At 68.1% G+C, this 14162-nt stretch carries 10 protein-coding genes and 1 pseudogene; 5 read left to right on the forward strand and 6 right to left on the reverse strand.

Annotation, left to right across the window (positions count from 1 at the left end):
* Nucleotides 1-87: 87 nt before the first annotated feature.
* A complete protein-coding gene (locus LMA02_RS34790) occupies nucleotides 88-3147 on the reverse strand; it encodes an FAD-binding and (Fe-S)-binding domain-containing protein (RefSeq protein ID WP_228910386.1) in 3060 nt (1019 codons plus the stop codon).
* A gap of 153 nt (nucleotides 3148-3300) precedes the next feature.
* Here LMA02_RS34790 and LMA02_RS34795 point away from each other — a divergent pair, with 153 nt between their 5' ends.
* Complete coding sequence (locus LMA02_RS34795) at nucleotides 3301-4191, forward strand: LysR substrate-binding domain-containing protein (protein WP_228910387.1); 891 nt, start codon at nucleotides 3301-3303, stop codon at nucleotides 4189-4191.
* A 24-nt stretch (nucleotides 4192-4215) separates the two neighbouring features.
* Here the strand turns inward: LMA02_RS34795 and LMA02_RS34800 are convergent, their stop codons facing one another.
* Complete coding sequence (locus tag LMA02_RS34800; RefSeq protein ID WP_228910388.1) at nucleotides 4216-5067, reverse strand: LysR substrate-binding domain-containing protein; 852 nt, start codon at nucleotides 5065-5067, stop codon at nucleotides 4216-4218.
* A 111-nt stretch (nucleotides 5068-5178) separates the two neighbouring features.
* Between LMA02_RS34800 and LMA02_RS34805 the strand changes: the two genes are divergently transcribed.
* Nucleotides 5179-5826, forward strand: coding sequence for a LysE family translocator (locus tag LMA02_RS34805; RefSeq protein ID WP_228910389.1), 648 nt, complete (start codon nucleotides 5179-5181; stop codon nucleotides 5824-5826).
* A 31-nt stretch (nucleotides 5827-5857) separates the two neighbouring features.
* Here the strand turns inward: LMA02_RS34805 and LMA02_RS34810 are convergent.
* Together LMA02_RS34810 and LMA02_RS34815 are read right to left on the reverse strand one after the other, a co-directional pair.
* Nucleotides 5858-6004, reverse strand: a pseudogene (locus tag LMA02_RS34810) (epoxide hydrolase); the annotation flags it as partial.
* 90 nt (nucleotides 6005-6094) lie between these two features.
* A complete protein-coding gene (locus LMA02_RS34815) occupies nucleotides 6095-6880 on the reverse strand; it encodes a sulfite exporter TauE/SafE family protein (RefSeq protein WP_105830247.1) in 786 nt (261 codons plus the stop codon).
* A 278-nt stretch (nucleotides 6881-7158) separates the two neighbouring features.
* Here LMA02_RS34815 and LMA02_RS34820 point away from each other — a divergent pair, with 278 nt between their 5' ends.
* Entirely contained in the window at nucleotides 7159-8502 is a 1344-nt protein-coding gene (locus LMA02_RS34820; RefSeq protein ID WP_228910390.1) for a PLP-dependent aminotransferase family protein, read from the forward strand.
* Nucleotides 8503-8586: 84 nt separating this feature from the next.
* On the opposite strand, the gene sfnG is transcribed toward LMA02_RS34820, so the two are convergent.
* Together sfnG and msuE are read right to left on the reverse strand one after the other, a co-directional pair.
* Complete coding sequence (sfnG, locus tag LMA02_RS34825; protein ID WP_228910391.1) at nucleotides 8587-9690, reverse strand: dimethylsulfone monooxygenase SfnG; 1104 nt, start codon at nucleotides 9688-9690, stop codon at nucleotides 8587-8589.
* A gap of 29 nt (nucleotides 9691-9719) precedes the next feature.
* Entirely contained in the window at nucleotides 9720-10280 is a 561-nt protein-coding gene (msuE, locus tag LMA02_RS34830; protein WP_228910392.1) for an FMN reductase, read from the reverse strand.
* A gap of 512 nt (nucleotides 10281-10792) precedes the next feature.
* On the opposite strand from msuE, the gene LMA02_RS34835 reads away from it, so the two are divergent.
* Both LMA02_RS34835 and LMA02_RS34840 read left to right on the forward strand, forming a co-directional pair.
* The gene (locus tag LMA02_RS34835) at nucleotides 10793-11929 is read left to right on the forward strand and encodes a sigma-54 interaction domain-containing protein (protein WP_228910393.1); all 1137 of its coding nucleotides are present in this window, start codon (nucleotides 10793-10795) and stop codon (nucleotides 11927-11929) included.
* 455 nt (nucleotides 11930-12384) lie between these two features.
* Entirely contained in the window at nucleotides 12385-14103 is a 1719-nt protein-coding gene (locus LMA02_RS34840; protein WP_228910394.1) for a dihydroxyacetone kinase family protein, read from the forward strand.
* The last annotated feature ends 59 nt before the right edge of the window (nucleotides 14104-14162 follow it).

Consider the following 14162-nt stretch of genomic DNA (forward strand, 5'->3'; position numbering starts at 1 on the left):
GCGCCGGCCATGCCGAACGCAGATGCACCGTGCTCCGCACACTGCCGCAGGCGCCTCTCGCCCCCGCATCGACGATTCGACCGGCCGTCAAAGCCCATGACGCACGTGATCGAGCAGCGCCTGCAGCGGATGGCGCACCTGCCGCGCGGACATGCGCTTCACCTGGCTGCGGCACGAATATCCGGTCGCCAGCACTTCGCCATGCGCTTGCGGCGCATCGACATGCGCAGCCCACGATTGCGCATAGATCGTCTTCGATGTGTGCAGGTTGCGCGCCTCGTGCCCGTAGGTCCCCGACATCCCGCAGCATCCGGTCGCCTGCACCGCCAGGCGCAGCCCGCGACGCGCGAACACCTGCGCCCACTGCTTGCCGCTGTCCGGCGCGTTGGTCTTCTCGGTGCAATGCGGCAGCAGCCGGTACGCTGCCGCTGGATCGCCGGCGCCTACGCCCGCGCCGGCTTCCGGCAGCGCGTGCAGCAGCCACTCCTGCGGCAGCGCGACCTTCGGCACGTCGGCCAGCCCCGTCACCTTCAGGTATTCCTGCCGATAGGTGAGCGTCATCGCCGGATCGAGGCCGACGAGTGCGACGCCCGAGCGCGCGAGCGCGGCCAGTTGCGTCGCGTTGCGAATCGCCGCCTTCTCGAACGCGCGAAGAAAGCCCTGCACATGCAGCGCCTTGCCGTTCGGCGCGAGCGGCGCCAGCCACACCTGGAAGCCGATGCGCGCGGCCAGCTCGATCAGCGTCGCCAACTGCTCGGTGTCGAAATAGCGCGTGAACGTGTCCTGCACGATGACGACGCTGCGCACGCGCTGCGCGTCGCTCAGCGCGGCGAGCGCGTGCGGATCGGCCGGCCGCACGTTCCACTGCCGGATCACGGCCGCGAGATCGAAGCGGCTCAAGAGCGGGCTGTCGACCATGCCGACGTGCCGCTCGAGCAGCGTGCGCACCCAGCCGGCGCGCATCAGCCCGTTGTACAGCGCCGGCACGCGCGCCATCCACGGCATCGTGAATTCGAGCGAGCCGATCAGGTAGTCGCGCACCGGCCGCAGGTAGCGCTGGTGATACAGCTCGAGAAAGCGCGAGCGGAACTCGGGCACGTTGACCTTGACCGGGCACTGTCCCGCGCACGATTTGCACGCGAGGCAGCCGGCCATCGCGTCATACACCTCGTGCGAGAAGTCGGCTTCACCGTTGCGCGCGGCGCGGCTGTTGCGCCAGCGGGCCGCGAGACCGCGCAGGAACGGCTGCCGCGCACGCGCCGCCGCGACGACGTCGATGCCGGCCTGTCCTTGCAGGCGCAACCATTCGCGCATCAGCGACGCGCGCCCCTTCGGCGACTGCACCCGTTCGCGCGTCGCCTTCCACGACGGGCACATCGCGTCGTCCGGATCGAAGTTGTAGCACGCGCCGTTGCCGTTGCAGTGCATCGCCGTGCCGTAGCTCTGCCACACGCGCTCGTCGATCTGCCGGTCGTGGTCGCCGCGCGTGGGCACCTCGTCGATCTTCAGCAGCCGCAGCGTGTGGTCCGGCGGCGTCGCGATCTTGCCCGGGTTGAACTGGTTGTGCGGATCGAACGCGGCCTTCAGTTGCTGCAGCGACGGATACAGCTCGCCGAAGAACGCCGGCGCATATTCGGAGCGCACGCCCTTGCCATGCTCTCCCCATAACAGGCCACCATGCCGCTGCGTGAGTTCGGCCACCGCGTCCGACACCGGCCGCACCAGTGCGGCCTGCTTCGGGTCCTTCATGTCGAGCGCCGGACGCACGTGCAGCACACCCGCGTCGACGTGGCCGAACATCCCGTACTGCAGCCCGTGACCGTCGAGCAACGCGCGGAATTCGGCGATGTACGCGGCCAGGTTCTCGGGCGGCACCGCGGTGTCCTCGACGAACGGCTGCGGGCGCGCCTCGCCCTGCACGTTGCCGAGCAGGCCGACCGCGCGCTTGCGCATCGCGTACACGCGCTTGACCGCATCGTCACCGGTCGCGAGCGTGTGGCCCAGGCGCTCCACGCTCGTGTCGGTGCGCAGATGCGCGACGAACGCACGCACGCGCGCATCGACGTCCTGCGCATCGTCGCCGCTGAATTCGATCAGGTTGATGCCGAGCGTCGGACGTGCTTCGTCCTGCGGGAAATACTCAGCCACGCTGCTCCACACGAAATCCTTCATCGCGAGCATCAGCACCTTCGAGTCGACCGTCTCGATCGACAGCGGCTTGAGCGCGAGCAGCGCGCGCGCATCGCGCAGCGCGTCCATGAAGCCGGCGTAGCGCACGTTCACCAGCACCGACACCTTCGGGATCGGCAGCACGTTCAGCTTCGCCTCGACGACGAAGCCGAGCGAGCCTTCGGCGCCGCACAGCACGCTGTTCAGGTTGAAGCGGCCGTCCGGTTCGCGCAGGTGCGCGAGATCGTAACCGGTCAGGCAGCGATTGAGCTTCGGAAACTTCGCGTCGATCAGCGCGGCTTTTTCGTCGCTGATGCGGCGCGCGGTGCGATAGACCTTGCCGACCCGGTCCTGCCGCGCGCAGCGGCGTTCCAGCTCGTCGTCCGCGAGCGCGTCGCTGTGCAGCTGCTCGCCGCCCATCAGCACGAAGTCGAGCGCCAGCACGTGGTCGCGCGTCTTGCCGTACGTGCAGCTGCCTTGCCCGCTCGCATCGGTGTTGATCATCCCGCCGACCGTCGCGCGGTTCGACGTCGACAGCTCCGGCGCGAAAAAGAGGCCATGCGGCTTCAGCGCGGCATTGAGCTGGTCCTTGACGACGCCTGCCTGCACGCGCACCCAACGCTCGTCGGCGTTGATTTCGAGGATCCGGTTCATGTTGCGCGACAGGTCCACGACCACGCCGTCGGTCAGCGACTGCCCGTTGGTGCCGGTGCCGCCGCCGCGCGCGGCCACCGCGACGTCGCGGTGCGCGGGGTCAGCCAGCAACCGCGCGAGGAGCCGCACGTCCTCCGCATGCGCGGGACAGATCACCGCCTGCGGCAGACGCTGGTAGATCGAGTTGTCGGTCGCCTGCACGGTCCGGTTCGCATGGTCCGCGAGGATTTCGCCGGCGAATCCGGCGGCCTGGAGGGCGGCGAGAAAGTCGCGGTAACGGACCTCGGGCGGGCTGACGGGACGGGGCAACGGAGCGATCGACATGGGATGAAAGCGCGAGGTGGATGAGGCCGGTGCGCTGTCTCGATCAGAAACATGAGTTTTGAGCAAGATTCCACGCAACGCGGAAATCCAGTATCTTGCGAATCAGCGCGAGAAACAAACGAATTCTCCCCCGGCAAAACTTGCATAAAACTCATGAATTACCGTCGCCTGACCCCGTCCATGTCGCTGTTGCTGGTGTTCGAGGCCGCCGCGCGCCACGAAAGCTACACACGCGCCGCCGACGAGCTGTCGTTGAGCCAGAGCGCGATCAGCCGGCAGGTGCAAACGCTCGAGGATCAGCTCGGCGTGCCGCTGTTCCGGCGTGAGGGCCGCTCCGTGAAGCTGACGGAAGTCGGGCGGCGCTACTTCGTCGAGCTGAGCGGCGCGCTCGGGCGCATCCGCGGCGCGACGCTGCAGGCGATGTCGCGTCAGGCCGGTGCCGGCACGCTGCGGCTCGCGACCTTGCCGACCTTCGGCTCGAAATGGCTGCTGCCGCACCTGCACGACTTCTACGCCGCGCATCCGGGCGTGACCGTGCATCTGCATTCGCGGATCGGCGGCATCGACTTCCATACCGACGATCTCGACGCGGCCATCACCGTCGGCGCGGGCGACTGGCCCGGCCTGCACGCGCACCGGCTGTACAACGAGTTCCTGATCGCGATCGCGAGCCCCGATGCGGCCGGGCGCCGCAAGGCCGGCCCGCGCGCGCCGGCATGGGCGGTCGGGCAGACGCTGCTGGGCGTGACGAGCAATCAGCACGCGTGGGCGGAATGGTTCTCGCACTTCGGCCTCGATCATCGCGAGATGCGGATCGGCCCGAGCTTCGAGCTGACGTCGCACCTGATCCAGGCCGTGCGGGCCGGCATGGGAATCGGCCTCGTGCCGAAGGTGCTGGTCGAAGACGAACTGAGCCGCAACGAGCTCGTATCGATCGGCGACGCGATCACCAGCCAGCGCAGCTACTACCTCGTGTACCCGCCGGAAAACGACACGCTGCCGTCGCTGGTGGCGTTTCGGGAATGGCTGCTGAAATCGTGCTGACGCGCCGCCGGACGAACCGCGCGATCACGCGCGCCATTCATCGAGAATCTGCTCCGCCAGGTAGTCGCACGGCGGCCGCGCCGACTTGGCGCTGCGCGCCAGCACGACCTCGAGTTCGCCGAGCGGCGGCAGCCCGTGGCTTTCCGAAAGCTGCACGAGATGATCGGGAATGCAGCAGCGCGCGAGCGGCGCGACCGCGAGCCCGGCCTCGACCATGCTCAGTAGCCCGAGGTGGCTCGGGCTTTCGTAAGACATCCGGTACGGGATCTTCTGCCGGTTCAGCGCCTTGACCGCGTGATCGCGCGCCATGCTGCCACCGTGCGTGAAGAACGCGACCGGCAGCGGCCGCTCTTCCCACACGTTACGCTTGGGTGAGCCGACCCAGACGAGCGGCTCCATCCGGATCAGCTCGCCGGTCACGCCCTTGATGCGCGTGAGGCACGCGAGGTCGACCGTGTTGTCCTTCAGCATCGGCACGAGCGCGCTGCTCGGCTGGCCGATCACGCGCACTTCGACGCGCGGATGCATCGCCGCGAACTTGCCGAGCACCTGCGGCAGCAGCGACGAGATGTAGTCGTCGGGCACGCCGATCGTCACGCGACCGCGGATCTCCGGCCGCACGACCGACGCCCACGCCTCGTCGCGCATCGCCAGCATCCGGCGGCCGTATTCGGCGAGCACGCGGCCGTCGTCGGTGGCCGTGACGTTGCGCGTGTCGCGGATGAACAGCGGCTTGCCGAGCGCATCCTCCAGCGCCTTGATCTGCATGCTCACCGCCGACGGCGACCGGTGCACGGCCTGCGCGCCCTGCGCGAACGATCCGGATTCCGCGACGGCCACCACCATCGCGAGCACATCGAGGTCGAGCTTTTTCATGTGGATTCAGAAAAACTGATTAATCGATTCAGTTTATCCCGTTTTACTGTCTGCCTCCATGGTCGGACAATGAATCCCGTCAGCACTCATTCGATGCAGGAAGCGAACAACATGCATACGTCCGGATCGCTCTACGGGTTTCTCGTCATTGGCGGCATGCTCGCGGTCACGCCGGGGCCGAACATGGTCTACGTGATGTCGCGCTCGATCGCGCAGGGGCGTGCGGCCGGGCTCATTTCGCTCGCCGGCGTGATGATCGGCTACCTGTTCTACATGTTCGGCGCGGCGTTCGGCATCACGACGCTGTTCATGAGCGTACCGTATGCGGGCACGGTGCTCGGCGTGGTGGGCGCCGCCTATCTGCTCTACCTCGCATGGCAGGCCGTGCGGCCCGGCGGCCGTTCGCCGTTCGAGGTGCGGACCCTGCCGAACGAGCAGCCGCTGCGGTTGCTCGCGATGGGCGCGACCACCAGCGTGCTGAATCCGAAGCTCGCGATGCTGTTCGTGTCGCTGCTGCCGCAGTTCATCGACTACCGGCAGGGCAGCGTGTTCGGCCAGTCGCTGTTTCTCGGTTCGTTGTTGATCGCGGCGTTCGCTTCGGCAAACGGGCTGGTCGCGATCTGCTCGAGCAGCATCGCGAAGTACCTGCACGCTCGTCCGACGCTGCTGCTCGCGCAGCGCTGGGCGATGGGCGTCATCCTCGGCGGTCTCGGCGTGCAGATGGTCGTCGATGCATCGAAGATGGCCGGCGTGGCTTGATTCGGCAATCGCACTATCGAACGAATGCCGTTCAGCGCAGCGCGCGGAAACTCGCGCGCAGTTCTTCCGACAGCGCCTGAGGCTGTTCCCAGGTCGCAAAGTGGCCGCCCCTGGGCAAACGGTTGCAGTGGATCAGCCTCGGATACGCGTTCACCGTCCAACGTTTGGGCGCCGCGTATTGGCACACACGCTCCTGTTTGGCAGGTGATCTGCATCTGCACTATTGATTGGTTTGCATCCGTGGGAACCATGCGCCAGCGCGCCTGCTTCATGCGAGATAGCCGGAAATGCCGTCCCACAACAGTTTCACCGCGGTCACCGCCAGCAATCCATAACAGATCCGGTAGATCAGGCGTTGATCCAGTTTGCCGTGAAGACGCCAGCCGGACATCACGCCGGCCGGAATGGCGAGCACACACACGGCCATCAATGCCCAGACGTTCGCGGTCGGCCTCACGATCAGCATCCACGGCACCGCCTTGATCGCATTGCCCACGGTGAAGAACATGCTCGTCGTTCCGGCGTACATCTCCTTGCTGAGGCCGAGCGGCAGCAGATACATCGCGAGCGGCGGCCCGCCCGAATGCGCGACCATCGTCGTGACACCGGACGCAAGGCCGGCCGTGACGGCCTTCGGCGACGAACGCGGACGAACCGTCAGTGCCGCGCCGCCCCTCACCCACAGGCCGACGAAGATCAACGTGACCACTGCCATCAGAAGCTCGATGGCGCGATGGTCGAGGAAGCGGAATGCCAGATAGCCGAAGCCGATGCCGGTCACCAGCCCCGGCAGGAGCAGCACGAGGTCCGGCTTCGACCAGGTCGACGGCTTCCAGTAGCGCAGCGCGAACAGGTCCATTGCGATGAACAACGGCGCGAGCAGACCGCCGGCAGTCACCGGGTCCATCACCAGCGACAGCAGCGGAATACCGATGATCGCAAACCCGCCACCAAACGCGCCGCGCATGAACGCGATCACGAACACGCCGGCGAACGCGATCAGGATCGTGGTCAGCGTCAACTCCAGGCCCATTGCGGCCGGCGCGGCCATCATGACGTTCTCGCCGGTTCGAACCGCGGAGTGGCGGACAGCCGCGAAGCGGGTCGCGCCCGCGTCGTCGCCGCACGGTGGATCAGGGCTGCATGCATGCTGCTTCTCCATTGGGTGTGCCGGGGCGATGCGGTGCGCAAGCGCACAGCAGGCCGCATGGGCCGCGCTGGCATGTCAGCCCCGGTACAATCGAGTTGATGAAAACAGAATGCACCGCCGCAACACTCAGTGCAATCAAAACATTGACCTCAGTGCAATAATCATTGCTATCGGTGCAATTCATGTCGAAATCCGAGTATCTGCAGTTGGCCGACGCGATCGCCGCCCAGATTGCGGACGGCACGCTCAGGCCGGGCGACCGCCTGCCTCCGCAGCGCCGTTTCGCCGACCAGCATGCAATCGCCGCATCGACCGCGGGCCGGGTCTACACGGAACTGTTACGCCGCGGGCTGGTGGTGGGCGAGGTCGGCCGGGGCACCTTCGTCTCGGGTGAGACGCGGCGCGGCGCGGCAGCGCCGGGCGAGCCGCGCGGCGTGCGGATCGATCTCGAGTTCAATTACCCGACCGTTCCGGATCAGACCGCGTTGATCGCGAGAAGTCTGAGCGGATTGCACCGACCTGCGGAGCTCGACGCCGCGTTGCGCGAAGCGACGAGTACCGGAACCGCGGCTATCCGAAGCGTCGCCGCCGCGTATCTGGCGCACCCCGAATGGTCGCCGTCGCCGGAACAGCTCGTATTTACCGGCAACGGGCGGCAAAGCATCGCCGCGGCCGTTGCGGCGGTCGTGCCGACGGGCGGCCGCTGCGGCGTGGAGGCCCTGACCTACCCGTTCATCAAGGGCATCGCCGCCAAGCTGGGGATCACGCTGGTGCCGCTGGCGATGGACGAAGATGGCGTCCGGCCCGACGCCGTGCAAAAGGCACACCGAGAGGCCCGGCTCTCGGCGATCTACATTCAGCCGGCCATCCAGAATCCGCTGGGCACGACGATGAACGCCGCGCGCCGCGCCGATCTGCTGCGCGTGCTCGACAAGCTCGACATTCCGGTCATCGAGGACAACGTGTATGGGTTTCTCGACGACGAGCCGCCGCTGGCCGCGCTCGCGCCGGACGCCTGCATCGTGATCGACAGCCTGTCCAAGAAGGTCACGCCCGGCCTGACCCTGGGCTTCATCGTGCCGCCGCCGCGGCTGCGCGAAAGCGTAATGGCCTCGGTGCGCTCGGGCGGATGGACCGCGTCGGGATTCGCGTTCGCGGCCGCGCAGCGCCTGATGCGCGATGGCACCGTGGCCGAGCTGGCGAGACTGAAGCGCATCGATGCGAGCGCGCGTCAGGCACTGGCGATCGAGCGTCTGGCGGGTTTCGATATCCGGACCAACGGCAAGTGCTATCACCTGTGGCTGACGTTGCCGGCGCACTGGCGTTCGCAGGCCCTCGTCGCGGCCGCGGCCAGGCGCGACATCGGGCTGACGCCGTCGACCACCTTCGCCGTGTCGGCCGGCCATGCGCCGAACGCGGTCAGGCTCGCGCTGGCGGCGCCGACCATGGATCAGCTCGATGCCGGCCTGCGCACGCTGACCGCGATGCTGAACGGCCGGGAGGACGATTTCGACCTGACCGAGTGAGCGGCGCGCGGAGGCGCCGGCTCGCGCGCCCGCCCGGCTCGGCATCCGGACAGAGATCGAACCGTCAACGCGAGCCGGCGCGCATCACGCGGCCACCGCCTGCGGCCGCGCTTCGAGCTCGCGCACGAGCGGCAGCACGCGCTGGCCGAAGTACTCGACTTCCTCGATGAAATGCAGGAACCCGGCGAGCACGAGATCGACGCCGATCACCTTCAGCGCGACGATCCGCTCGGCGATCTGTTGCGGCGTGCCGATCAGGTTCGTGCGGAAGCCGTCGTTGTACTGCACGAGATCCTCGAACGTGGATTTCGCCCAGTTGCCCTCGCCTTCCGGCGATGCGCTGCCGGCCTGTTTCACTGCATCGCCGAACGCGTGCACGGCCTCGACGTGCGCGTGCCGGACGATGTCGTCGAGCACGGCTCGCGCCTCTTCCTCGGTGTCGCGCGCGATCACGAACGCATTGACGCCGATCCGCACGCGATGGTTGTTCGCCGCGGCCTTCGCGCGAATGTCGTCGATCTGCGCCTTCAGGTTCTCCGGCGTGTTGCCGTTCGTGAAGTACCAGTCCGACACGCTCGCCGCGTTGTCGCGCGCCGCACGCGAGCTGCCGCCCTGGAATATCTCCGGATGCGGCTTCTGCACGGGTTTCGGGCTCAGCGTGTAGTCGTTGAAGCGGTAGAAGTCGCCCTTGAACGTGAAGTTGTCCTGCGTCCAGATCCCCTTCAGCGCCTGGATGAACTCCTTCGAGCGCCGATAGCGTTCGTCGTGCTCGAGCCACGGCTCGCCGATCGCGGTGAATTCGCCCTTGAACCAGCCGCTGACGACGTTGATCGCGACGCGTCCGTTCGAAATATGGTCGATCGTCGCGAGTTGCTTCGCGACCACGGCCGGATGCCACGGCCCCGGCAGGATCGCGGCGAGCACCTTGAGCTTCGTCGTCGCGTGCAGCAGCGCCTGGCTGAACGAGACCGATTCGTGCTGGTATTCGGCGCCGTAGCCGGCCGTGAAGCGGATCTGGCTCAGCGCGTAGTCGAAGCCGGCCGCCTCGGCCGTGCGCGCGAGCTTCTGGTTGTATTCGAGACTCCAGTCGGTACGCTGCTCGATCGTGCTGACGACGAGGCCGCCGCTGACGTTCGGCACCCAGTACGCGAATTTGACGCCGTCGGCCGAAGGTTCGTGAATGCTCATGAAAGGTCCTGATGGAAGGGGAAAACGGGTTATGCAGCCACGGCGGCCAGTGCGCGCGGTCGCAGTTGCGGCACCGCACGGTCCACCGCGAGCGCGATGCGGGCGCGCAGCGCGGGGTTCGCGATCTCGTAGCCGTCGAAATCGCTTTCGGCCGCGTACACCCCGATCGGCAGCGTGCGCGCCTGGAAGAAGCTGAACAGCGGCCGCAGTTGGTGGTCGATCACCAGCGCGTGGCGCTCGCTGCCGCCGGTGGCCGCGAGCAGCACCGGCACATCGACCAGCGATTCGTGATGCACGAGGTCGAACAGGTGCTTGAAGAGGCCGGTGTACGACGCGCGATACACGGGGCTCGCGACGATGAGCGCGTCGGCCGTCTCGATCGCGCGGATCAGTGTGTCGAGATCGGGCGGTACCTGCGCGCGCTTCAGCGCGCCGGCCAGCCGGTTGCCGATCTCGCCGAGTTCGATCAGCCGCGTGTCGATCGGCAACGCGTCGCCGAGCGCGGCAACGATCGCGTTCGTCAGTGCCAGCGTGCGTGACGGTCGTTGCAGGCCGCCCGACAGGGCGACTACGTTGAGGGTGTTGCTCATGCCATGCGTTCCCGTGGTCGAGCTGCGCGTTGTCGCGCCGATACGGTGCCAGGGTCGCAAGGAGCGTGCCATTGTCGACGGTTGGGCGATCGTCCGATCATCTGCATCACGAAGTTTTCCTCGATCGCCCGCCGCGTATGGGTTCCGCGGCCAATTGAGCAGCCGTGGCAAGCGTTCCAGGAAGCGCCTCACATCGATATTCCCCAGCGAGATGAACCGGCGGAAACAGCGTTGCTGATGCGCTGCTGCTCAATCAGCAGTTTTGCGCGCGGCGCTCGTCCAATCGCAGCGGTCAGGCACCGTCGCATCGAACACGATGACGTCGCATCCGCTGTCACCGCAGCGCGCTCGCGCGTCGCTGCATCCTGCGCAGCAATGCCGCTTTCGTTATCAGAAATCGATGCTTCCCGCGCGACGCAAAACACGGAACACTCTGCTGACCACGCAGCAACCGGACCACGGCGCCCGTCGGCGCGGGTCCGCCCGTTCGAACGACTCACGCCTTCATCGCCATGACCTCCCTGTTTGCCACGCCGCGTCCGGTCAATCTTCGTATCGTCACCGCTCAGCCGGACGAATCGCGCACGCGGTCGCGCGGCGCACCCGTTCTCGCCGGCTCGGCACATCACGCGCCGGATCGCGCCCGTGCACACGTGTTCGTCGATCCGCGTTCGCTCGCGCTGCTCGAACGCGTGCGGCGCGTCGCGCCGAGCGACGCGAACGTGCTGATCGCCGGCGAGACCGGCACCGGCAAGGAATTGATCGCGCGCCACGTGCACGACGTCAGCCATCGCGGCGACGGGCCGTTCGTCGCCGTGAACTGCGGCGCGCTCTCCGACACGCTCGTCGACAGTGAACTGTTCGGTCACGAGAAAGGCGCATTCACGGGCGCGGTCGGCGCGAAGCCCGGCTGGTTCGAAGCCGCGAACGGCGGCACGCTGTTTCTCGACGAGATCGGCGACCTGCCGCTGCCGATGCAGGTCAAGCTGCTGCGCGTGTTGCAGGAGCGCGAGGTCGTGCGGCTCGGCTCGCGTACGAGCATCCCGATCGACGTGCGCGTGGTGGCCGCGACCAACGTCGACCTGCAGCAGGCGGTGGCGGCCGGACGGTTTCGCGGCGACCTGTTCTACCGGCTCAATGTCGTGCGGCTCGACGTGCCGACGTTGCGCGAACGTCCCGGCGACATCCTGCCGCTCGCGCGCCACTTCCTCGACACATACCGCGGCCGCCTCGGCCACGGGCCGCGCAGCATCGATCCGCGCGCGGCGCGCCGGCTCGAAGCGCATCCGTGGCCCGGCAACATCCGCGAACTGGAGAACGTGATGCATCACGCGCTGCTGGTGAGCCGCCACGATGCGTTGCAGGACACCGACCTGAACCTGTCGTCGTCATGCGCACCGGCCACGGCCGCAGGCGCGCGGGAAGCAGCGAGCCGTGCGCCCGCTCAGGAAGCGCTCGAACTGGCGCTGTGCGCGCTGTTCGACGACGCGCACGAGAACCTGTTCGAGCGTATCGAGGACACCGTGATCCGCGTGGCGTTCGACTTCAGCCACCGCAACCAGATCCAGGCCGCGAGACTGCTCGGCATCAGCCGCAATGTGCTGCGGGCGCGGCTGATTCGCGCGAAGGTGATCGCTGCCGTCAAGTAAGAGGAGGCGCGCGGCGACAAGCAGTGCCGCGCTTTCACGAGCGGCGAGTGCTCGTGCCGAGCCCGCGCCGCGATTCCCCTGCGTCGTCGACCGACGCAAGCTAGGCGGCGCGCGAAGCCGCCACGGCGAGCGGCGGTCAGCGAACCGAGCGGCGTCGGGCCGAGTCCCGATAACAAGCCAGCGAGCGGGCACGCGCCACCCGAACCGCTCGTCGCGCCAATCTCCGGCCCGTTCCGCACGGCCGTGCCCGAAGCGCCGGTGAGGCTCACGATGAGACCGGGAACGGGCGCGACGCTGTTATCGTTACATTCGTGCTACGACTGCACTGCCGTTACCTAACGTCGACAATGCGGCGCGCCGTTTCCGGTGAGCGTCGCCTATCGTTTACAGCACGCGGCCCGGCCGGCCGCACGCAGGTCCGCCGGCCTCCGTCCCACCGTCAGGAAACCGTCGCCATGAAAAAGCTCGTGAATCACCCGTCCGATGTCGTGCGCGAAATGCTCGAAGGCATCGCGCGACAGTCTCCGCATCTCGCGATCCTCGGCGACGAGCACGTGCTCGTCCGCCAGCCGCTGCCCGAGCCGTCGCAGCGCCCCGTCGCGATCCTGTCCGGCGGCGGCAGCGGCCACGAGCCCGCACACGGCGGCTATGTCGGCGAAGGGATGCTGAGCGCGGCCGTCTGCGGCGAAGTGTTCACGTCGCCGTCGACCGACGCCATACTCGCCGCCATCCGCGCGAGCGCCGGCCCGAACGGCGCACTGCTCGTCGTGAAGAACTACACCGGCGACCGCCTCAATTTCGGCCTGGCCGCCGAGCTCGCCCGCGCGGAGGGCATTCCGGTGGAGACGGTGATCGTCGCCGACGACGTGTCGCTGCGCGGCCGCGTCGAGCGCGGGCAGCGGCGCGGAATCGCGGGCACCGTGCTGATCCACAAGCTGGCCGGCGCGGCCGCCGCGCGGGGGCTGCCGCTTGCCCGCGTCGCGGCAATCGCGCGCGATGCGGCGGCCGAACTCGGCACGATGGGCGTCGCGCTCGACGGCTGCACGATCCCCGGCGCCGAGAAATCGGGGTTCAGTCTTGCCGATCACGAGATCGAGCTCGGCCTCGGCATCCACGGCGAAAAAGGCGTCGAACGCACCGCGCCGCTGCCGGCCGATGCGCTCGTCGACACGCTGCTGTCGAGCATCGTCGCCGATCTCGTGCTCGATCGCGGCGAACGTGTCGCGTTGTTCGTCAACGGTCTCGGCGCGACGCCAGATATGGAGCTGGCGATCGTGCTGCGCGCCGCGTACGACAACCTGAGCCGGCGCGGCATCACGGTCGCGCGCGCATGGGCCGGCACGTTCCTGTCCGCGCTGAACATGCCCGGCTGCTCGATCTCGCTGCTGCGGTTGAACGAAGAACGCGCCGCGCTGCTCGACGCGCCGACGCAGGCGCGCGCATGGCCTGGCGGCGGCGCGGTCAATGCGCAGATTCGCGTAGCCGCGGCGGCCGCTTACGATGAGCCGCTGCCGCCGCTCGACGCGACCGGTCGCGCGTGGGCCGCACGGCTGCAGCCGGCGCTGCATGCGGTCGCGCAAGCGTTGATCGACAACGAAGCGACACTGACGGAACTCGATATGGCCGCGGGCGACGGCGATCTCGGCGCAAGCATGCATCGCGCCGCGCAGGCGATCCTCGCGTTGCCGGAAGCCGCGTACGGCACGCCGGCCGGTGCGCTCGCGGCGCTGGGCGCCGCGTTGCGCCGCGCGATCGCGGGCAGTTCGGGGCCGTTTTATGCGACCGCGCTGGTGCGCGCGTCGCGACGCCTCGCCACTACCGACGATGCCGACGATACCGCCGAGCCGTCGGCGCGCGACTGGGCCGCGGCGTTCCGCGGCGCGGTGGAGGCGATCGGCGAACTGGGCGGCGCACGCGCCGGCGACCGGACCATGCTCGACGCACTGGTGCCGGCCGCCGACGCGTTCGACCGCGCACTCGACCATGATCGCGACCCCGCGAGCGCATGGGCGGCCGCAGTCGAAGCCGCGGAACACGGTGCGCAGCAGACGGCCGGCATGACACCGCGCGCGGGACGGGCGAGCTATCTCGGCGAACGCGCGATCGGCACGCCGGATGGCGGCGCGGTGGCGGTCGCGTGCTGGTTGCGCGCGTTGCTGCCGCATGTGCGGTAGGCGCCGATTCGGGCGATGCGCCGGGCCTGCCGGGTCGCCGCATCGTCGTCCACGCCACC

This window comes from Burkholderia sp. B21-005 (assembly GCF_020843965.1).
Lineage (GTDB): Bacteria > Pseudomonadota > Gammaproteobacteria > Burkholderiales > Burkholderiaceae > Burkholderia > Burkholderia ambifaria.